We start from the raw sequence: 20,174 nt of genomic DNA, 5'->3' as shown, positions 1-20,174 counted from the left end.
AAAAAAGTCCCGATTTTTATCGGGACCAAAGATACGGTTTACTGGAGAATCGGGCTAGGTAGAACCCAGAACTTGTTTGAGGTCCGATACTTGGTTCTCCCACAGCATTTTCGCTTCGTCCACTTCATCTTCTTCGGCAAAATCAGTAATGAACAAGGAAACATCCTTTGTTATCTCGTCCACAATAATGCGCATTTCAAAATAGGAGCCATCTTCATTTTCTTCCCATGCCAATTTGACAAATTCCTCGCTTTTCCGCTTGAGCAATTTGGCCCTTTCTTCGGACCCATCCCATATAAATGTAAAAATCTCTCCGCGGGAGTTCACATTGTCAGCATACCATTCGGAAAGTCCAGAGGGGGTGGAAATATATTGGTAAAGCAACTGAGGTGAAGCCTGGATGACAAACTCCAGTTCAAATTTAACCTTATCACTCATTGTCGTGTTCTTTAGATCGTTATTTCAGCTTAAGTATAGTTTGGGAAGATATAAAAATAAATATCAAATAATAAATTAATAATGAATTTTGATTCAGCGAAAATTTAAACATATATTTGCACCCGCTTAGCGAAATCACGGCGAGGTAGCTCAGCTGGTTAGAGCGTCGGATTCATAACCCGGAGGCCGGGGGTTCAAGTCCCCCTCTCGCTACAAAAAACAAAGTCATTTAGCTGTTATCAGTTAAGTGGCTTTTTTATTTCTGCTGTATACTTTTTTTCCTAACTTATAGGTTTTAATCCAACCATCGAATGAACTACTTTAAAAAGTTAGGAACTCCCAACTTGCTCATGCTTCTTCTCTGCGCTATGATCATTATTGTGGCAGAATACCTTTTCCTTACTGGCAACACGGAGCACGGCCTCTTCGTGGGACTTTGGGCACCAACCCTTCTTGGCGTTATGATCTACTTAAAACTTGTGGACAATGACAGCAAATGATATCGTTTTATGGTTTTCCATTGTTGTTATTGTATTAGTCGCCATCTGGGCTATCCTCATGATACGGGCCTACAATAAGGCCAGCAATGGAAAATAGAGGTACTCCCCTATAGGCACGAAGCCTAGAGCATTTTATTTAAGTGAGTGGAATTGTTCTTATTTCGTTTAATTTTAGCTTTCTATGAAGAACACCATTTCCGAACGCATTGCAGATTTTCTCAAAAACTATCCGCCCTTCAATGCCATGGAGCCCAAACAATTGGAGCAATTGGCCTTGGAGGTGACCATTATCCATAAGGAAACCAATACCGTCGTATTTTCACAAAACGAAAGCCCCCATTCCCATTTCTACGTGGTAAACAAAGGGGCTGTTTCTTTATCCAAGGCAGGTTCCAGTCAAATATTGGATATCTGTGATGAAGGCGACGTGTTTGGGCTTCGCCCTCTTTTAGCCAACGAAAGCTATAAATTGGAAGCCAAGGCCTACGAAGAAACCATCCTGTACGCCATCCCCATTAGCGACTTTAAACCGTTGGCGCTCGAAAACAAGCGTATTGGCAATTTTTTGATAGAAAGCTTTGCTTCCAACACTGGTAACCCTTACTCCATCAAACATCGGGGCAAATTGTATGGAGAAAGTGGTGATTCCAATCAATATTCCAGTGATAAAATACTGGATCTTCAGCCCATTAAATATTCCACAGACCTTATCACCTGCAAAAAAGGAACAAAAATCAAGACTGTAGCCGATAAAATGACCAAGCATAACATTAGTTGTATACTGGTGATGAAAGATGAGCTGCCGGTTGGAATCATAACCGATAAGGATCTTCGGAAAAAAGTGGCCACAGGACTGTTTCCCATCACGGCGACGGCCAAATCCATTATGACCTCGCCCTTGATTACCTATCCCAAAGGGCTCACCTTGGCACAATCCCAAATGGCCATGATGAAGAGCGATATCAGCCATCTGGTGCTTACGGAAGATGGCACTTCGGATACGAAAGCAGTGGGCATTCTTTCCAAACATGATATAATGGTGGCTGTTGGGAATAACCCCGCGGTGCTCTTACGCGCCATCAAACGTGCGACCAAATACAAGAGGTTACGAAACATCCGCCATGGCATTATGAACTTGCTACGGGGCTATTTGGAACAGAACATCCCTTTGGGGTTGGTAGCCAAAATCATCTCTGAACTCAATGATGCCTCAACCAAACAGGTGATCAAAATTGCCCTATCGAAAATGGAAACAGAGCCCCCCGTGCCATTTACATGGCTTAGTATGGGCAGTCAAGGTCGTGGAGAGCAATTGTTGAATACCGATCAAGACAATGCTATCATCTTTGCCGATGTTCCCAAAGAACAACTGGAAGGGACGCAAAACTATTTTTTGACCCTTGGCGAACGGATTTCCAAAGGATTGAACACCATAGGGTTTGAATATTGCCCCGCGGATATGATGGCTTCCAATCCAGCTTGGTGCCACAGCCTGAGCGAATGGAAAAAGGTAACTCGGCACTGGATTCATAATCCGGGGCCAGATGAAATCCTACTATCCTCCATCTTTTTTGATTACAACGTGACCTTTGGGGAAAAGTCGCTGGCCGATGAACTCTCTCAAGATATTTTTGATAGCGTTCAAGGCTACCCCCAATTCTTTACCCATTTGGCAAGCGGAGCCCTACAAAATCCTTCGCCATCTGGATTCTTTAGGGATTTTTTAGTGGAGCAGGATGGCGAACACAAGGACTTTTTCGATTTAAAATTAAGGGTACTCATGCCCATTATCGATGCTGCCCGCGTGCTCATCTTGTCCCATTCCATCAAATCCATCAATAATACAGCTGAGCGTTATGAAAAACTGGCAGAGCTGGAGCCCAACAATAAAGAATTGTATCTCGCCTGTTCCTACGCCAGCAAGGCGTTGCTTAAATTCAGGACCCGACAGGGGCTTTTGCACAACGACTCGGGTAGGTTTATCGCCTTGGACAAACTCAACAAAGAGGAGAAAATCAAGCTGAAGCGAACGTTCAAGACCGTTAAGGAAATCCAATCACTCTTGGAAATACGGTTCCAAGTAAAAAATCTGTTGCGATAATGTGGCCGTTCACCAAAAAAAGGCCTTTGGAACTTCCCGATTTTTGGTGGGAATACGAAGCGTATTTTAAGGAACCGCTTCCAGATGATATTGGAGAAAATACATTTGTGGTTTTGGATACAGAAACAACCGGTTTTAGTTTGACCCGAGATCGGATGCTTTGCATTGGCGCCTTAAAATTGAAAGACAACAGCATTGTGGTAAAGGATAGTTTTGAAGTTTATGTGGAACAGGAACATTATGATTCGGAGAGTGCTGAAATCCACGGTATCCTTAAAAAAAGTAAAAAAGATAGTGTCACCGAGCTAGAGGCGCTCAAGCAATTTTTAGTATATGTAAAAAACCATGTTTTGGTAGGGCATCATGTGATGTTCGATATCAATATGATCAATGCTGCACTCAAAAGAAACGGGCTTCCAAAGTTGAAGAATAAAACTTTGGATACGGAATCGCTTTATATTCGGACCCTTTTGATCTCTACCTTGGTACAAAAAAAAGAGCGGTATTCCTTGGATGATTTGGCCAAAAAGTACAGTATCTCCAGAAAGGATAGGCATACGGCATTGGGCGATGCTTTTATCACCGCCATTGCATTCTTGCGAAGCGTAGAAAAACTAAAGCCCAAAAAAATAAAGGACCTCTTGCGATAAGAAGATCCTTTATTGACTAGTATTGAAGTTAATTTAGAGACTATCTTTCATAATCGACTCTACCACTTCTGGATTCAACAAGGTTGATGTATCGCCCAGGTTACTGGTATCTTTTGATGCTATTTTTCGGAGAATTCTTCGCATAATCTTACCACTTCGTGTTTTGGGCAGTCCTTCCACAAATTGGATTTTATCCAACTTTGCAATCGGGCCAATATGTTCGGTAATCAATTGGTTGATTTCCTTTTTCAGGTTATCCCGATTACGGTCCTCCCCTGTTTCTTTTAAAATGATGTAGCCATAAAGTGCATTCCCCTTGATGTCATGCGGGAATCCAACAATGGCCGATTCGGCCACGGCAGGATGCTCATTAATGGCATCTTCAATCGGAGCAGTTCCCAGATTATGACCAGATACGATGATGACATCGTCCACCCTTCCCGTGATGCGGTAGTAGCCCACCTCATCCCTCAAGGCGCCATCACCTGTAAAATATTTGCCTTCAAATGCAGAGAAATAGGTGTCCTTGTAGCGCTGGTGATTGCCCCAGATGGTCCGGGCTATGGAGGGCCATGGAAATTTGATGCACAATCTGCCGTCCACTTGGTTTCCTTTGATCTCTTGACCACTCTCATCCATCAATGCAGGTTGTATTCCTGGCATCGGCAAGGTCGCGTAGGTGGGTTTGGTCGGTGTGGAAAATGGTATGGGTGAAATTAGTATTCCTCCTGTTTCGGTTTGCCACCAGGTATCTACAATGGGGCATTTCTTTTCCCCAACATGATCGTTGTACCAATGCCAGGCCTCCTCATTGATGGGCTCTCCAACAGTTCCCAGAACTTTCAGGCTGGAAAGGTCATACTTGGTCACAAAATCAAGATTTTCCTTAGCCAAGGCCCGGATAGCGGTTGGCGCGGTGTAAAACTGGGTCACCTTGTGCTTCTGCACCACATCCCAGAACCGACCAAAGTCGGGATAGGAAGGTACTCCTTCAAACATAACGGTGGTGGCCCCATTGGCCAAAGGCCCGTAAACAATGTAGGAGTGACCGGTAATCCAGCCAATATCAGCAGTGCACCAATACACATCTTCCTCTCGGTACTGGAATACATTTTTAAAAGTATAAGCGGTGTACACCATATAACCTCCCGTTGTGTGGACCATACCCTTTGGGCGTCCGGTAGAGCCAGAAGTGTAAAGGATAAATAATGGGTCCTCGGCATCCATAATTTCGGGTACGCAATCCGAATAGGCCTTGTCCAAAAGTGGCTGTACCCACTTATCACGACCTGCTTTCATGATAACTTTCCCTCCTGTGCGCTTGGTCACCAAAACGGTTTTCACATCAGGGCATTTTTCCAGTGCTTCATCCACAATGGCCTTCAGGTCTATTACCTTGGTTCCTCGGTACGAACCATCTGAGGTAAGTACCATTTTGGCACCACAATCGTTGATTCGAGTGGACAGTGCTGTAGATGAAAAACCTGCAAAAACTACGGAGTGTATGGCCCCAATTCGGGCACAGGCCAATATGGCTATGGCCAAATCTGGTATCATGGACAAATAAACAACTACCCTATCCCCTTTTTGGACACCCTGCTCCTTGAGAACATTGGCATACTTGCACACACGCTCGTGCAATTCGCGGTACGTGATATGTTCCGCTTCTTCATCGGGGTCGTTAGGTTCGAAAAGGATGGCCGTTTTATCTCCACGGATGCGAAGATGTCTGTCGATACAGTTTTCGGTGATATTTAATTTGGCTCCTTTAAACCAGCTGATTTCTGGTTTTGTAAAGTCCCATTCCAAAACGGAATCCCATTTTTTACGCCATTGGAAATGTTCTTCGGCTACTTCTTCCCAAAATCCCTCGGGGTTTCTTACGGATTTTCGATACACCTGAAAATATTCCTCCAAGTGCTTGATATTATAATTACTCATTTAATATTGTGTTTGGTTATTATGTAGATTATTCATTTGGTTCCAAATATGTATCTGGACTATGCCAATAGCTCCTCTATTTCAGAAATTACTTTTTTCATCGAAAATGGTTTCGTCAAATAACGGTCTGCGCCCATTTTCAAGCCTTTTTCAATATCTTTTTCCTTACTTTTTGCCGATAGGAACACAATCTTGGTGTGTGCCAAATCCTCATTGTCCTTAACCTGTTTCAAGGTCTCATACCCATCCATCTCGGGCATCATGATGTCCAAAAGAATAAGATTTGGTTTTTCCCGGTTCGATATTTCTATAGCTTCTGTGCCGTCCCGGGCGATAAAAACCTCGAAATCCTTCTTTTTGAACGCATACTCCAACGACATCAAAATGTTGGGTTCATCATCCACGATCAGTATTTTTTTCTGCTTCATTGTTCCTTCGGTATTGAAAATCGTATAACTGCTCCTTTTTTATAGTGGTTGTCCACGGAAATGGTTCCTGAATGGCTCTCCACTATTTTCTTGCAAATCGCCAAACCCAATCCACTCCCTTGTGGTTTTTTGATGTTTTGGTTTTTTGACTGATAGAACTTGTCAAAGATGTAGTCCTTATCCTCTTCGGGAATCCCTCGACCATTATCCTTTACAATGACAGACACTTCCGCTTCGAGCTCTTCCAAAAGAATTTTAATTTTTCCCGTTTGTGGTTCCGTGAATTTAAGGGAATTTGACAACAAGTTGGTCAACACTTGCAAAATTCGGTCCTCATCATAGCGCGCAAATACGTTCTGTTTTTTCGAAAATTTGATGCTCACCCCTTTTTTTGATGCAATCTGCTCCACTCCATGTATTGCCTTTTGTATAGTATCCGACATATCGTAATCGTCCATTTCCAATTCCGTTCGGTTACCTGACAGTTTTTCCAAATCAAGAATATTCCGAATCAAGGTGTCCAATCGGTCGCTGTCCTTGTTTATATTTTTCAGGAACTTTGTCCGTAGCTCAGAGGGCATATCGGAATCCTCCAAAACTTCGGAGGCAGCCTTAATGGAGGTAACCGGTGTTTTGAGCTCGTGTGCAACAGTATCCAAGAATTCATCCTTTAGTTTGTCCTGTATGCGAAGCTCCTCGTTCACTAGCTTGAGCTGCTGTGCCATGGCAGCCAGTTCATTGGACTTTTCCTGCAGCAATTTATTGTTGGCTTTTGTCTCCTTGCTCTCCTCCAAAATATGAAGCACCTCCACCAAGCTTATAGGGGTTTCTTTGGAGACCGAAGCCAACAGTATTTTTGCGGAGGCACTTCCAATACTTCCGGTTAAAAGTTTCTCTGAAAAATTGATCAGCCGTGCATCCGCACGTTCCTCAGTTTCCGAAATATTGTATTTTCTATTGAACAACTGCAAGGCCCGGTTGGTGCGTTGTTCGCCTAAAAATCGGTTCAATAAGCGTTTGATGTCGGCTACATAGGCCTCGCCCTTCCAGATGAATCCTCCTTCTTGTAGGTTTCCATAATTTTCATGGTTGACAAACATCTCCGCGTAGTTCCTTTCCCTATAGTTCCCTTTGGTGTTAAGCGAAAAAGCAACAAAACTCAAGGTATTGAATGCCATACTCCATAAAAAGGCATTACTCTCCGGGGATAAATAATAAAAGCCGAATGTCTGGGCAGGTTTGAACCATGCGTATCCAAATAAACCCTCCGTTAAAACATCTACATTGGGCCTAGCTATATTGCTGATTACAGGAAGAAATATGGTATAGAACACAATGGCCAAGCCAACCAGCATTCCCGTTTCTGCCGCTCGTGCCGTTCCTCTTCTCCACGTTAATCCCAAAAAGAACGATGGCGCCAGTTGCGCAATGATCAAGAATGATATCAACCCAATGGAATACAACGACAATTGAACGGAAAAGCGGATGTAGAAAAAATAGGCTACAATGATCAGTAAGAAAATGGAGATTCTTCTAATATTCTTGATACGCTTCGCATTTTCCTCAGGATTTCCCTCTACCAATGTTTTGATGAAACCGTAGGGAATGACAATATTGTTACTGACCATGGTGGATAGTGCCAAGGTAGAGACTACGATCATGGATATAACCGTGGTGAATCCGCCAATAAAAACCATCACTGCCAAGCCGTAATCGCTTTGCTGTAATGGCAACAACAAGGAATAATAATCATGGTTTACTGCTGCATCCAAACGTATGTTTCCTGCCCATGCAATACTGATAACAAAGAGGTTGAACAAGAGCAAGTAGAGCGGAAACAACCAAATGGCCTTACGCAAATGGTTCTCGTTGTCATTCTCCACCACAGCGACATGGAACTGTCTGGGCAATAAAAAAATGGCGAAAAAGGATAAACAAATGGTGAACAACCAGTTGAACCCGTTCCCAAGTCCTCCAAAAGTGGTCAATTGGTCAAAATTTTCCCGTAGGCTTGCCTGTTCGTAAATATCCGTTGTGCCATCAAACAGATAAAAGACGACATATACGCCTATGGCCAAGAAAAAACAAAGTTTTAATATGGATTCCAATGCCACTGTGGCCACAATCCCTTTTCGGTGTTCCGACGTATCGGTGGATAGGGTTCCGTAAAAGGCCACAAAAACGGCGATAAGCAATGCAATGTAGAAGGTGGAATCGTCAAAAAATCCGGTGGACTGATAACTTCCCTTGGCCGAAATCAAAGAAAAGGTTTCGGACACTGCCTTTAACTGTAGCGATATATAGGGAATAATGGCAAACAAACAGGTTAAGGTGACCAATGCACCCAGTTGACGGTTATTCCCATACCTAATGGAAATAAAGTCGGCTATACTCGATATTTTGTGCTGCTTGGAGATGCGGATTACCTTTTTCATAAGGACTATCCAAAGCGGCATGGCCAAGACAGGACCTAAATAAATGGCCAAAAAACTGATTCCGGAACTCGATGCGATTCCCACACTGCCATAATACGTCCAAGCCGTACAATACACCGCTAGGGAAAGTGTGTATACGTAAGGGTTGTTGGTCCATTTGCTTCTTTTGTTTTTCTCGGCCACATATGCGATAACAAAAAGCATGGACAAATACAGCACAATGACCAATCCTACGCCATAGTTACTCATAGAATCGTTTTAAAATTATATACATCAAAACGACGGCAATCAACCAACTCGAAAAAATGAAAATGTAAAATATGGGAAAACCGAACACCTGCCCCTCCCCATCGAATAAAGTAACGAAGGGTACATTCCATAAGAAGAAAAGTACTATGGAAATGAGGATTAATTTCTGCTGATGTCGTTTTTTCATTTTTAACTTATGCTTGGCTCCATGGAAAATTACAAAAACGGCACGGTAAATTGTTACCGCACCGTTTTTGGCAACCACTCATTAATGTGAAGACGCTTCTCCTGCACCGCTTGGTATACGGATACGCTCCACAATTTCCTGTACTTCTTCCGGTGGTTCTGGAGTAAACCGGTTCACCACTAATGCAACGATAAAGTTCACGATCATCGCAATGGTTCCAAAGCCTTCAGGGGATATGCCAAACCACCAACTATCCTGAAGTCCGGCAACAGCTTCCTTACCGCCGTCAAAAATTCCAAACTTGAATTTGAGCATATAAAAGAGCATCAAACATAGACCTACGATCATACCGGAAATGGCTCCCTTGCTGTTCATCTTCTTATAAAAAATACCCAATATAATGGCTGGGAAGAAAGATGCAGCTGCGAGACCGAAGGCGAGGGCGACCACGGCGGCCACAAAACCAGGCGGATTTATCCCGAAATAGCCAGCAATCACCACCGCAACGGCTGCAGAAAGTCTGGCTGCCCACAGCTCACCTTTTTCTGAAAGGTCCGGTTTCAATACGTTTTTAATCAAGTCATGAGAAACAGATGATGATATGACCAAAAGTAATCCAGCTGCTGTTGATAGTGCCGCGGCAAGTCCACCAGCGGCTATCAAACCGATGACCCATGCTGGTAAATTGGCTATCTCAGGGTTGGCAAGCACCATAATATCTCTGTCCACTGTTAATTCATTGACTTCTGGTGCAGCTACATATTGAATTTTTCCATCTCCGTTCTTGTCCTCATGCGCAATCAGCCCCGTTTTTTCCCATCTATGGAACCATTCGGGCATGTTTGCGTACTGCTTTTCACTAACGGTTTCAATTAGATTGGTTCTGGCAAATACGGCCACTGCAGGGGCCGTTGTATAGAGAATGGCAATGAACAACAATGCCAATCCTGCTGATTTTCTCGCATCACGCACGCGTTTAACGGTAAAAAAGCGAACAATTACGTGAGGCAAACCTGCCGTTCCTACCATGAGGGCAAGGGTGATGGCGAAGACATCAATCACACTTTTGGAGCCATCGGTATACTCTGCAAACCCCAGTTCGGTGGAAAGACCATCCAATTTATCCAACAGATAGGTTCCTGACCCGTCGGCAAGGGTGCCTCCAAATCCTAATTGCGGAACAGGGTTGCCAGTCATCTGAATGGAAATAAAAATCGCAGGAACCATAAAGGCGAAAATCAACACACAATATTGTGCCACTTGGGTATAGGTGATTCCTTTCATACCTCCTAAAACGGCATAAAACAAAACGATTACCATACCAATCACCACCCCTGTGGTGATATCCACCTCCAAGTATCTGGAAAATACAATCCCCACTCCACGCATTTGTCCCGCCACATAGGTAAAGGATACAATCAAAGCACAGATTACCGCTACAATCCTAGCGGTTTTGGAGTAATAGCGTTCCCCTATAAAATCGGGTACGGTAAATTTTCCGAACTTTCTCAGATACGGGGCCAATAGCAGGGCCAAAAGCACATATCCACCGGTCCATCCCATCAAATACACCGCACCATCATAACCCGCAAAGGAAATGATACCTGCCATGGAAATAAATGAGGCCGCTGACATCCAATCCGCTGCTGTGGCCATTCCGTTTGCCAAAGGGGACACACCTCCTCCTGCTACGTAAAATTCTTTGGTAGATCCTGCCCGGGACCAAATGGCAATTCCTATATACAGACCAAATGACAAGGCTACCAAGACATAGGTCCAAATTTGTACATCACTCATAATTGTAAATTTTGTTGGTTAATTACTTCTCGTCGTATCCGTATTTTTTGTCCAATTTGTTCATGAGGCGAACGTATACAAAAATGAGTATGACAAAGACATAGATTGATCCTTGTTGGGCGAACCAGAACCCCAATTTAAATCCACCCAATCGGATGGTGTTCAATGCATCTTTGAATAGGATTCCCGCTCCGTAAGAGACTAGGAACCAGATAATCAGTAGTATCAATAAATATCTGAGGTTTTCTTTCCAATAGGCCTTGGCCCTTTGCTGTTTTTCTGACATAATTTGTTGGTTTAGTTGTTATAAATAAATATGTGCTTGTAACGTAATCATTCCCATTCCATCGGCATTACCTACCTTGGAATTTGCATACTCCAAGGTCAGTTTGGAGTGATGTCCCGTCATATATAGGTTGGCTCCAACTCCCCATCTTGTGGTATTATCATCAATGGCATCAATTGTCCTGGTTTGATAGGACAAGTAGGGTTGTAAGCGTGATTTGGTGTTGGGCCCAGGAACCAAATAGCCCACATGGCCATAAACCATGTTACCTGTTCCATATGGACCCAAGTTAAAGTTACGACCATAATCATTATTTTGATACACTGCATAGGCAGTTATTGCTGAGCCATCCTCACCAAGTGGTGCATCGTAAAAGGCATCCACCGCAAAAATGTTTACATCTTCCCCTTCCATATTGCCAACCTCATCCATAACTACAACCCCATTTCTGTGATTGAGAAAACCTGCCCCTAGATTGAATATTCTTTTAGTGCCGAGGTACGAACCTACTTTGTAGGGCAGAAAGTTGGATTCCTCGTCGAGGAAATGGTAATCAAAATAACCTTGAACCACTTTGCCAGCTTCCCCAGCTCCCAATAATTCACGACCCCGGTATACTGCTCTTCCATTGGGAGTAGGGTCATTTCCAGAATCCAAGGTATTGGTAATAGCCTCGTTGTAGGATACCCGATACTGAAGGCGACCAACTTTACCCTTAGCGTACACACCCAAATGTCGGGCAAACTGATCACTTAGGCCCAATACCGCCCAAGACGGACGATTGTTGTCCAATGTCATAAAGTTTAGGGTGCTACTATTGTTCAAGCGAGAAATACCATTCCAATAATGGAGTCCAGCCCCAATCGCTGCATTTTTGCTTAGAGTCCATTCTCCCCAAAAATCATGGAAGAATAGTTGAGCGGATTCTCCCTTGCCAGTAGGACTCAAATTGGACCCGTTTAAGCTATTGAGACCAAAGTGGGTCAAAATCAAAAACTTTTTGTTCAATTGGGTATAAGTAAGAATCCTGGCGCGTCGTACGCTCAGGTTAAGATTACTGGCATCTTCAGGTACGTCGTCGGAATACTGGGCCCAGAATTGCCCCCATGCGATGATACGGAGATACTTGGTACCATCTTCATTAAAACTCACTTTGTAACCACCGGTGTACTCGGTATTCCCTTGTGAGAAAGACTTAGGAACGACCAATAAGAATAAAGTCATTCCGATAAGCATTTGTTTCATTTCAGTTTGGTTGTTAGAGGGTTATGTGCCCTGCGAACATCCAAAAAAATTACGCCGAAATAAAAACCAATATATCTTTTTGTAAAATAGCTATACTTAATCCCTGAACCTGTCCCATTTTATGAGCATAAACTTATCTCCAAGCTCAGTCACCAACTGGCCAGCACCTTTGAGATTTTCAGGGTTTTGAAAGTATTTTTGTAGCTCGGTGTGGTTCAAAATTTTGTAGGTGGGATGATATTTGGAGTTGTATGGCCGTTTGATATTGTACTTTCGGACCCAGTTCATAACGGACACATGAGAAACACCGAGAATACGCTCGATTTCCCGATAGGCCAAGCCCTCCAAATACAGCTGTAGCGCCTTATTTACAAAATAATCATCAATTTGTTTGCCCAACTTTGGGACTGTAAAATAGTAGTTGCAGGATTTACATTTATAACGCTGCCTATCTTGTACGACCCCTGCTTTGGTAAATACGGTTGAAGAGCAATTGGGACAACTTTCCATTGTAGATATATTTACTTAGCATAAATATATCAATTTAGCTTTAAATATATATCAAAAGTGCTGTCAAAAAGACGTGTAATCCCTAAAAAGTATGCGATTTTATTGGGTAAATCCTAATTTTGGGATGCTATTTTCCCAAATAATCCATTACGTTGGATAAAATACGCTCTTGAAGGTTGGAGATATCACTTTTTACAAATGGTTCGCCAGTAATATTTTCGTACAGTTCGATATATCTATTGGAAACGGATTCAATATAGTCATCCGACATTTTGGGAACGGACTGCCCTTCCAGTCCTTGAAATCCGTTGGAAATCAACCATTGTCTTACAAATTCCTTGGAAAGCTGCTTCTGGGACTCGCCCTTTTCTTGACGTTCTTCGTAGCCATCAGCATAAAAATAACGGGATGAGTCTGGGGTATGGATTTCATCGATCAAAACGATTTCCCCATCTTTGGTTTTGCCGAATTCGTATTTGGTATCCACCAAAATAAGACCTCTTTGGGCCGCAATCTCGGTTCCCCTTTGGAACAGGGAGCGGGTGTATTTTTCCAGAATTTCATAATCTTCTTTGGAAACAATCCCCCTCTTTAAAATATCTTCCTTGGAAATATCCTCATCATGATCGCCCTTTTCGGCTTTGGTGGCCGGAGTGATCATGGGCTCTGGAAACTTATCGTTCTCTTGCATCCCTTCGGGCATGGGAACACCACACAGCATTCTTTTCCCAGCTTTGTACTCACGGGCGGCATGACCCGACATATAGCCCCGGATGACCATTTCTACCTTAAAAGGTTCACAAGCCTTGCCAACGGCCACATTGGGGTCGGGCGTGGCCATCAACCAATTGGGAACAATGTCCTCGGTATCCTTCATCATTTTGGTCGCAATCTGGTTCAAAATCTGTCCTTTGTAGGGGATGCCCTTGGGCATTACCACATCAAAAGCGGACAGACGATCTGTGGCTACCATCACCAAGACATCGTTTTCCAGGGTGTAGACCTCTCTTACTTTTCCTTTATAAACAGATTTTTGCCCAGGAAACTTAAAATCCGTGGACATTAGCGTATTCATTCCCATACTGATTTCTAGAATTGATTTTGGTGCTCTATGTTCTTATAGGCATCAATCACCTTTTTCACCAATTTATGACGAATCACGTCTTTATCATCCAAATAAATGATACTGATTCCGTCTACGTTTTTTAAAATAAGAAGTGCCTCTTTAAGACCAGAGATTACCCTTCGCGGCAAATCAATCTGTCCTGGGTCACCTGTCAATAAGAATTTGGCGTTTTTTCCCATACGGGTCAAGAACATCTTCATTTGCGCATGGGTGGTGTTCTGCGCCTCGTCAAGAATCACAAACGCATTGTCCAAGGTGCGCCCTCGCATAAAGGCCATGGGTGCAATCTGGATGGTCCCATCCTCAATATATTTCTCCAGTTTTTCCGAAGGAATCATATCCCTAAGCGCATCGTACAAGGGCTGCATGTAAGGATCTAATTTTTCCTTGAGGTCACCGGGTAAAAAACCAAGATTTTCTCCTGCTTCCACGGCTGGACGTGTTAAGATAATACGCCTCACCTGCTTTTCCTTAAGTGCCTTTACGGCCAAAGCGACCCCCGTATAGGTTTTTCCTGTACCTGCAGGACCAATGGCAAAGACCATATCGTCCTTTTTACAGGCATCTACCAAGCGTCTTTGGTTGGCTGTCTGCGCTTTGATCAACCTGCCGCTTACTCCATGTACCAAAACATCGCCACTGCTAGAGGAAGAGGTGTAATCCGCTTTGCTGGTGCTGGTAAGCACGCGCTCGATCATATTTTCGTCCAGTTTGTTGTATTTGGCAAATTGGCTGGTGAGCTCATCAAAACGCTTATCGAATTCTTCAAGCAGTGCTTCGTCGCCAAAAACTTTGATCTTGTTGCCCCGTGCTACAATCTTTAATTTTGGAAAATACTTTTTGAGCAACTCGATATTGGAATTTTGTTGTCCAAAAAATTCCTGTGGGCTGATTTCCGTAAGTTCTATTATTAGTTCGTTCAAAAATAGTGAGGTGTTACAGTTGTTTTTTGAAGAATCTCGTTCTTTCTTTTTTGACTAATTTTACAAACAAACTTAACTAAAAATCACTTTGAACGCGGAAAAACATATCAACAGTATTGTATGCCAATCATAACCCTAACTACCGATTTTGGATACAAGGACCACTATGTGGGTGCTGTCAAAGGAGCCATACTGAACAATCTTCCCGAAATCAATGTTGTTGATATTTCGCATGCCATCAGTCCGTTTAATATCCAAGAATGTGCCTACATCCTAAGGAACGCCTACCATTCGTTCCCAAAGGGAACGGTCCATATTGTAGGGGTTGATTCGGAGATTTCTCCTGAAAATGAGCATATTGTAGTGCAAGTGGATGGGCACTATTTTGTGAGCGCCAACAGCGGTGTCATTTCTTTGATAACTTCCGAGGTACAACCCGAAAAAGTCGTGGAAATCAATCTGCCGAGTTCCACATCGGGTGCTTTTCCGGTGCTCAACATTTTTGTTCAAGTGGCCTGCCATATTGCTCGTGGGGGTAAATTGGAAGTCATAGGTAAACCGTTCCAAAATTTAAAGGAACTACGTGATTTTGAACCACGGATCACCAACGAGGGAAAAAGCATTATGGGCAACATAATTTATATTGACAACTACGGAAACGTGGTCACCAATATCCAAAAAAGCCTGTTTGAAGCGTATAGAAGCGGACGGGATTTTGAGATCGTTGCGAGGACCACAAAAATACGGCAGGTGCATCAAAGCTATAACGGCATCATCAATTATAATCTGGAACGAAACCAGCGCAAAGGTCCAGGAGATGCCCTAGCGCTGTTCAATTCTGCAGGATATATAGAACTTGCCATTTATAAAAGTGACCTAAACTCGGTTGGAGGTGCCTCTTCGCTTTTGGGATTGAATTATAGGGACACCGTAACCATAAATTTCCTTTAAATGTTGATACGCATCGTTAAACTGACTTTTAAACCCGAAAATATTGCTAGTTTTGAGCGAATCTTTGAAGAATCAAAAAATGGCATTTTAGCTTTTGAAGGCTGTACTATGGTAGAATTGTATCAGGACATGGCAGATTCCAACATATTTTTTACCTATAGTTTTTGGGATTCGGAATCACATCTTAACAACTATAGGAAATCAGACTTCTTTAAAAGGGTTTGGGGCAACACCAAAAAATTGTTTGCCGATAAGCCCGAAGCTTGGAGCGTAACTAAAATTCAATCAACAAACCCATCTTAATGTTCGCAATTTTTAAGAGAGAGGTACGGTCTTTTTTTACATCGCCCATCGGTTATTTGATCGTGGGTTCGTTTTTGTTGCTCAATGGACTGTTTCTTTGGGTCTTCAAGGGCGAATACAACATTTTTGGTTACGGCTTCGCCGACTTGAGCAACTTCTTTTTATTGGCTCCTTGGATCTTTATCTTCTTAGTGCCCGCCATCACCATGAAAAGTTTTTCGGAGGAACGAAAAATGGGAACGCTGGAATTGTTATTGATCAAACCCATCTCCATCTGGAAACTGGTGCTCGGGAAATTTTGGGGCGCCTTTCTTTTGTGTGTTATCGCAGTAATCCCGACCATAGTTTATGTTTTTGCTATATCAGGATTGGGAATGACAGAGGGTAATTATGACCTCGGTGTAATCGTAGGTTCTTACTTTGGATTGTTGTTTTTGATGGCCTGCTACACATCGATAGGCATATTTGCATCCACCTTATCGGATAATCAAATTATCGCTTTTTTGGTTGGGATTTTGGTTTGTTTTTTGATTTTTAATGGGTTTGATGCCACTGCCACTTTGTTTTCCAACGGGGAAACCCAACAAACCATTCAGTCACTCGGGGCAAAATCACATTTTGATAGTATTGCAAGAGGTGTGATAGATACCCGTGATTTGGTCTACTTCATCTCATTGACATTGTTGTTTTTGTATCTCACGTTTCAACGTTTAAAACAATTGCCAAGGTAATGGGGAAGTTTTTTGTATCCATCGTAAAAGTGATTGTGGCCGTGGTGGTCATCAACCTATTGGCCAGTTTTGTCTATACCCGATTCGACCTTACGGAAGACAAACGCTATACACTCTCCGAGCCCGCCGTTGAAGTGGCCCAAAAATTTGAAACCCCCGTTATCGTAGATGTCTTGTTGGATGGAAACATTCCCGCCGAGTTTGCCAAATTGAAAGCTGAAACCATTCAATTGTTGGAATCCTTTGCATCGAAGAACAGTAACATCAAATACAATTTGGTTGATCCCTTGGAGGATAGCGAAAATCCACAAGAAACCGTTGCCCAGTTGCAAAGTTTGGGATTGCAACCCGCCAATGTTACCGTTGAGGAAAACGGAAAGGTATCCAACGAACTGGTTTTTCCTTGGGCCATGGTCAATTTCAACGACCAAACGGTGAGAGTGCCCCTATTAAAAAACAAACTAGGTTCCACGGCTGAGGATCGTATCAACAATTCGGTACAACAATTGGAATATGCCTTTGCCGATGCCTTTACCAAACTCAGCATTGAAGAAAAAAAGAGCATTGCCGTCATCAAAGGAAATGGCGAACTGGATGATATTTTTATTACCGATTACCTTACTGCCATTCGAGATTATTACAACATTGGCGCCATTACATTAGATTCGGTGGCAAGCAGTCCGCAAAATGTTTTGGACCAACTCAAAGAATTTGATCTTGCCATCATTGCAAAGCCAACGGAGGCATTTACCGATCAAGAAAAATACGTGATGGACCAATATATGGTTCAGGGGGGTAAATCCATTTGGATGGTAGACCAAGTCAATATGGAAATGGACAGCATTTATGCGGGTGGTGGCGAGGCTATTGCCATTCCAAGAGACCTTAATTTGAAGGATTTGTTCTTTAAATATGGGGTTAGAATCAATCCTGTTTTGGTCAACGACCTGTATTTTACCCAAATCGTTTTGGCCACGGGAGAAGGAAACGATTCACAGTACAACCCCCTACCCTGGTTGTATTATCCCATGGTTTTTTCGCAGAACAACCATCCCATCAACACGAATATTGAAGCCGTTCGGTTTCAATTTACCAGTCCCATGGATGTGCTGGAAAACGATTATCAGAAAACCATTTTATTGCAAAGTTCACCTTTATCAAAAACCGATGGAATCCCAAGAGTGGTAAGTTTGGATATGATCAACCAGCAACCCGACCGAGAAACCTACGTTAACGGCAATCTGCCCCTAGCTGTGCTTATTGAGGGTAATTTCTCCTCGATGTACAAGAATAGGGTAAAGCCTTTGAAGCTAAAAAACACGCTTGAAGAAGGGGCCGAAAACAAAATGATCGTCATCTCCGATGGGGATGTGATCAAGAACCAACTGCGCAACGGAAGACCGCTGGAATTGGGTTACGACAAATGGACCAGCAGCTTCTATGGTAACAAGGAATTCCTGGTGAACAGCACAAATTACCTATTGGACAATACGGGGCTTATTAACATTCGTAACAAGAAAGTTTCCATCCCGCTCCTGGATGTCAAAAAAATAGCGGAACAAAAAACCAAATGGCAGCTTATAAACATAGGGTTACCAGTAGCTTTGACCTTATTATTCGGTATTTTTTTCGGGTACTCCCGAAAACGTAAGTTCACCGCTTAGGTGTTGATAAATTTGTTTCTCTGCTAAATCCATTTGGGATATATTTGTTTACATTGATTTTAAAGGTCCCTTCGAGGGGATTAATTGCTAAAAAGGCAACTATACTAAAGTATTTCTTTGATGAAGTTTATTGTATCCAGTACATATTTATTGAAACAGCTGCAGGTTTTGGGAGGAGTTATCAACAATAGTAACACCTTGCCCATCCTAGACAATTTTTTGTTCGATTTAAAAGAAAGTAAGCTAACTGTTTCTGCCTCCGATTTGGAAACCACCATGAGTTCCGTCTTGGAAGTGGATTCCGATTCCGAGGGAACCATAGCCGTTCCGGCCCGTTTGCTTTTGGATACCCTAAAAACATTCCCAGAGCAACCCTTAACATTTGTGGTGGAGGATAACAATACGGTCGAAATCAGCTCCAATCATGGTAAATATGCCTTGGCTTACGCTGATGGTGCAGAATTCCCTAAAGCCGTGGAAGTTTCGAACCCGAGTTCCACTACCCTGTTAGGCGATATTTTGGCCACGGCCATCAACAAAACCATTTTTGCGGCAGGAAATGATGACCTCCGCCCTGTGATGAGCGGTGTGTTCTTCCAGTTTTCACCGGAAAATTTGACTTTTGTGGCCACGGATGCACACAAATTGGTAAAATATCAACGTCAGGATGTAAGCGCTTCAGAAGTAGCAGAATTCATTATGCCGAAAAAGCCCTTAAACCTTTTAAAAGGCATTTTAGCAGGTTCTGAATCCGAAGTGACCATCGAATACAACGATAGTAATGCCAAATTTTATTTTGACAATACCGAATTGGTCTGCAGATTGATTGATGGAAAATATCCAAACTACGAAGCGGTGATTCCCAAAGAAAATCCCAACAAGTTGACCATTGCAAGAAATCAATTCTTGAGCTCGGTACGAAGGGTTTCTATTTTCTCCAACAAGACTACGCACCAAATACGTTTGAAAATTGCAGGTGCGGAGCTCAATATTTCTGCGGAAGATGTGGATTACAGCAACAAGGCCGAAGAAAGACTTTCCTGTGCTTATCAAGGCGATGATATGCAAATAGGTTTCAACTCCAGGTTTCTATTGGAAATGTTGAACAACCTTTCGTCCGATGAAGTTTCCTTGGAAATGAGCCTACCGAACAGAGCAGGAATCCTTACCCCAATCGATGGACTGGACGAGGGTGAGCACGTGACCATGCTGGTGATGCCGGTAATGCTGAACAATTAAACTAACTAATCGAACATTGAGAAAAGCTGGAGCAAAAAGTTCCAGCTTTTTGTTTTTATGATATAAATCTAATGGTCATAAAATGTGATGGCGATTCGCCATTTGCGGCCTTTACAGCATTCACTATAGGCAGGATAAAGCCTATGATTGCCACTCCTATCAAACCCAATATGCCCAAGCCCAAAAGTAAAATGGCCGGAATACTGATAATGATGTAAAGGATAAGACTGATCTGAAAATTGATGATGGCCTTTCCATGTTCGTTCATACCCTCTACCCTATCTTTGGAGGACAACCAAATGATCAAAGGAACGATAAGACTCCCAAATCCTATGGCATACCCCAATAATTGGGTTAGATGGGTTACGGCCAACAAGGTATTGTCCGTTCTAACTGCTTTTTGATTGATGACTTCCATTTCTGATTGAATTAAAGGGTTCAACTTATCAGTATACAAATCACTAAAAATG

Annotated in this window: 19 protein-coding genes and 1 tRNA gene; 9 read left to right on the top strand and 11 right to left on the bottom strand. The window is 42.8% G+C overall.

Annotation, left to right across the window (positions count from 1 at the left end; genetic code table 11):
- Window positions 1-54 precede the first annotated feature (54 nt).
- Window positions 55-438, bottom strand: a complete 384-nt coding sequence (locus tag EO130_RS06390; protein ID WP_127140699.1) for an START-like domain-containing protein — start codon at window positions 436-438, stop codon at window positions 55-57.
- Window positions 439-577: 139 nt separating this feature from the next.
- Here EO130_RS06390 and EO130_RS06385 point away from each other — a divergent pair.
- From EO130_RS06385 to EO130_RS06370, 4 genes are all read left to right on the top strand, one after another.
- Window positions 578-651: transfer RNA gene (locus EO130_RS06385), tRNA-Met, on the top strand.
- Between the two features lie 98 nt (window positions 652-749).
- Complete coding sequence (locus tag EO130_RS06380) at window positions 750-938, top strand: hypothetical protein (protein ID WP_127140698.1); 189 nt, start codon at window positions 750-752, stop codon at window positions 936-938.
- Window positions 939-1,119: 181 nt separating this feature from the next.
- The gene (locus EO130_RS06375; RefSeq protein WP_127140697.1) at window positions 1,120-3,039 is read left to right on the top strand and encodes a DUF294 nucleotidyltransferase-like domain-containing protein; all 1,920 of its coding nucleotides are present in this window, start codon (window positions 1,120-1,122) and stop codon (window positions 3,037-3,039) included.
- Window positions 3,039-3,689, top strand: coding sequence for a 3'-5' exonuclease (locus tag EO130_RS06370; protein WP_127140696.1), 651 nt, complete (start codon window positions 3,039-3,041; stop codon window positions 3,687-3,689). Before EO130_RS06375 ends, EO130_RS06370 begins: the two co-directional genes overlap by 1 nt.
- Before the next feature lie 33 nt (window positions 3,690-3,722).
- On the opposite strand, the gene acs is transcribed toward EO130_RS06370, so the two are convergent.
- From acs to EO130_RS06320, 9 genes are all read right to left on the bottom strand, one after another.
- Window positions 3,723-5,630, bottom strand: coding sequence for an acetate--CoA ligase (acs, locus tag EO130_RS06365; protein WP_127140695.1), 1,908 nt, complete (start codon window positions 5,628-5,630; stop codon window positions 3,723-3,725).
- Window positions 5,631-5,689: 59 nt separating this feature from the next.
- Window positions 5,690-6,058, bottom strand: a complete 369-nt coding sequence (locus tag EO130_RS06360; RefSeq protein WP_127140694.1) for a response regulator transcription factor — start codon at window positions 6,056-6,058, stop codon at window positions 5,690-5,692.
- The gene (locus EO130_RS06355; protein ID WP_127140693.1) at window positions 6,055-8,742 is read right to left on the bottom strand and encodes a sensor histidine kinase; all 2,688 of its coding nucleotides are present in this window, start codon (window positions 8,740-8,742) and stop codon (window positions 6,055-6,057) included. Before EO130_RS06355 ends, EO130_RS06360 begins: the two co-directional genes overlap by 4 nt.
- 268 nt (window positions 8,743-9,010) lie before the next feature.
- A complete protein-coding gene (locus tag EO130_RS06345; RefSeq protein WP_127140691.1) occupies window positions 9,011-10,726 on the bottom strand; it encodes a sodium:solute symporter family protein in 1,716 nt (571 codons plus the stop codon).
- Between the two features lie 22 nt (window positions 10,727-10,748).
- Window positions 10,749-11,012, bottom strand: a complete 264-nt coding sequence (locus tag EO130_RS06340; RefSeq protein ID WP_127140690.1) for a DUF4212 domain-containing protein — start codon at window positions 11,010-11,012, stop codon at window positions 10,749-10,751.
- An 18-nt stretch (window positions 11,013-11,030) separates the two neighbouring features.
- Complete coding sequence (locus EO130_RS06335) at window positions 11,031-12,236, bottom strand: hypothetical protein (RefSeq protein WP_241244309.1); 1,206 nt, start codon at window positions 12,234-12,236, stop codon at window positions 11,031-11,033.
- Window positions 12,237-12,353: 117 nt separating this feature from the next.
- On the bottom strand, window positions 12,354-12,767 hold the full coding sequence (locus tag EO130_RS06330; RefSeq protein ID WP_127140688.1) for an IS1/IS1595 family N-terminal zinc-binding domain-containing protein: 414 nt from the start codon (window positions 12,765-12,767) through the stop codon (window positions 12,354-12,356).
- Window positions 12,768-12,894: 127 nt separating this feature from the next.
- On the bottom strand, window positions 12,895-13,848 hold the full coding sequence (locus tag EO130_RS06325) for a phosphoribosylaminoimidazolesuccinocarboxamide synthase (protein ID WP_127140687.1): 954 nt from the start codon (window positions 13,846-13,848) through the stop codon (window positions 12,895-12,897).
- An 8-nt stretch (window positions 13,849-13,856) separates the two neighbouring features.
- On the bottom strand, window positions 13,857-14,816 hold the full coding sequence (locus EO130_RS06320) for a PhoH family protein (RefSeq protein WP_127140686.1): 960 nt from the start codon (window positions 14,814-14,816) through the stop codon (window positions 13,857-13,859).
- A gap of 120 nt (window positions 14,817-14,936) precedes the next feature.
- Between EO130_RS06320 and EO130_RS06315 the strand changes: the two genes are divergently transcribed.
- From EO130_RS06315 to dnaN, 5 genes are all read left to right on the top strand, one after another.
- Window positions 14,937-15,767 (top strand): SAM hydrolase/SAM-dependent halogenase family protein, encoded by an 831-nt coding sequence (locus EO130_RS06315; RefSeq protein WP_127140685.1) that lies wholly within the window; start codon window positions 14,937-14,939, stop codon window positions 15,765-15,767.
- Window positions 15,768-16,070 carry a putative quinol monooxygenase gene (locus tag EO130_RS06310; protein ID WP_127140684.1) on the top strand — a complete coding sequence of 101 codons (303 nt, stop codon included), beginning with the start codon at window positions 15,768-15,770 and terminating at the stop codon, window positions 16,068-16,070. It begins immediately after the preceding gene.
- A complete protein-coding gene (gldF, locus tag EO130_RS06305; protein WP_127140683.1) occupies window positions 16,070-16,801 on the top strand; it encodes a gliding motility-associated ABC transporter permease subunit GldF in 732 nt (243 codons plus the stop codon). Before EO130_RS06310 ends, gldF begins: the two co-directional genes overlap by 1 nt.
- Window positions 16,801-18,465: a gliding motility-associated ABC transporter substrate-binding protein GldG gene (gene gldG, locus EO130_RS06300; RefSeq protein ID WP_127140682.1), complete on the top strand. Its 1,665-nt coding sequence runs from the start codon at window positions 16,801-16,803 to the stop codon at window positions 18,463-18,465. The genes gldF and gldG overlap by 1 nt, the downstream gene beginning before the upstream one ends.
- A gap of 120 nt (window positions 18,466-18,585) precedes the next feature.
- On the top strand, window positions 18,586-19,704 hold the full coding sequence (dnaN, locus tag EO130_RS06295; RefSeq protein ID WP_127140681.1) for a DNA polymerase III subunit beta: 1,119 nt from the start codon (window positions 18,586-18,588) through the stop codon (window positions 19,702-19,704).
- A gap of 55 nt (window positions 19,705-19,759) precedes the next feature.
- Here the strand turns inward: dnaN and EO130_RS06290 are convergent, their stop codons facing one another.
- Window positions 19,760-20,122, bottom strand: coding sequence for a DUF4870 domain-containing protein (locus tag EO130_RS06290; protein ID WP_127140680.1), 363 nt, complete (start codon window positions 20,120-20,122; stop codon window positions 19,760-19,762).
- Between the last annotated feature and the right edge of the window lie 52 nt (window positions 20,123-20,174).

Source organism: Flagellimonas marinaquae, from assembly GCF_003992675.1.
Taxonomy (GTDB): Bacteria; Bacteroidota; Bacteroidia; order Flavobacteriales; family Flavobacteriaceae; genus Flagellimonas; species Flagellimonas marinaquae.
This window is presented reverse-complemented; position numbering and strand designations above follow the sequence as displayed.

Excerpts from the sequence above, each read along its gene's own strand:
- EO130_RS06390 (WP_127140699.1), bottom strand. The coding sequence starts at position 438 with ATGAGTGATAAGGTTAAATTTGAACTGGAGTTTGTCATCCAGGCTTCA.
- EO130_RS06380 (WP_127140698.1), top strand. The coding sequence starts at position 750 with ATGAACTACTTTAAAAAGTTAGGAACTCCCAACTTGCTCATGCTTCTT.
- EO130_RS06375 (WP_127140697.1), top strand. The coding sequence starts at position 1,120 with ATGAAGAACACCATTTCCGAACGCATTGCAGATTTTCTCAAAAACTAT.
- EO130_RS06370 (WP_127140696.1), top strand. The coding sequence starts at position 3,039 with ATGTGGCCGTTCACCAAAAAAAGGCCTTTGGAACTTCCCGATTTTTGG.
- acs (WP_127140695.1), bottom strand. The coding sequence starts at position 5,630 with ATGAGTAATTATAATATCAAGCACTTGGAGGAATATTTTCAGGTGTAT.
- EO130_RS06360 (WP_127140694.1), bottom strand. The coding sequence starts at position 6,058 with ATGAAGCAGAAAAAAATACTGATCGTGGATGATGAACCCAACATTTTG.
- EO130_RS06355 (WP_127140693.1), bottom strand. The coding sequence starts at position 8,742 with ATGAGTAACTATGGCGTAGGATTGGTCATTGTGCTGTATTTGTCCATG.
- EO130_RS06345 (WP_127140691.1), bottom strand. The coding sequence starts at position 10,726 with ATGAGTGATGTACAAATTTGGACCTATGTCTTGGTAGCCTTGTCATTT.
- EO130_RS06340 (WP_127140690.1), bottom strand. The coding sequence starts at position 11,012 with ATGTCAGAAAAACAGCAAAGGGCCAAGGCCTATTGGAAAGAAAACCTC.
- EO130_RS06335 (WP_241244309.1), bottom strand. The coding sequence starts at position 12,236 with ATGACTTTATTCTTATTGGTCGTTCCTAAGTCTTTCTCACAAGGGAAT.
- EO130_RS06330 (WP_127140688.1), bottom strand. The coding sequence starts at position 12,767 with ATGGAAAGTTGTCCCAATTGCTCTTCAACCGTATTTACCAAAGCAGGG.
- EO130_RS06325 (WP_127140687.1), bottom strand. The coding sequence starts at position 13,848 with ATGGGAATGAATACGCTAATGTCCACGGATTTTAAGTTTCCTGGGCAA.
- EO130_RS06315 (WP_127140685.1), top strand. The coding sequence starts at position 14,937 with ATGCCAATCATAACCCTAACTACCGATTTTGGATACAAGGACCACTAT.
- EO130_RS06310 (WP_127140684.1), top strand. The coding sequence starts at position 15,768 with ATGTTGATACGCATCGTTAAACTGACTTTTAAACCCGAAAATATTGCT.
- gldF (WP_127140683.1), top strand. The coding sequence starts at position 16,070 with ATGTTCGCAATTTTTAAGAGAGAGGTACGGTCTTTTTTTACATCGCCC.
- gldG (WP_127140682.1), top strand. The coding sequence starts at position 16,801 with ATGGGGAAGTTTTTTGTATCCATCGTAAAAGTGATTGTGGCCGTGGTG.
- dnaN (WP_127140681.1), top strand. The coding sequence starts at position 18,586 with ATGAAGTTTATTGTATCCAGTACATATTTATTGAAACAGCTGCAGGTT.
- EO130_RS06290 (WP_127140680.1), bottom strand. The coding sequence starts at position 20,122 with ATGGAAGTCATCAATCAAAAAGCAGTTAGAACGGACAATACCTTGTTG.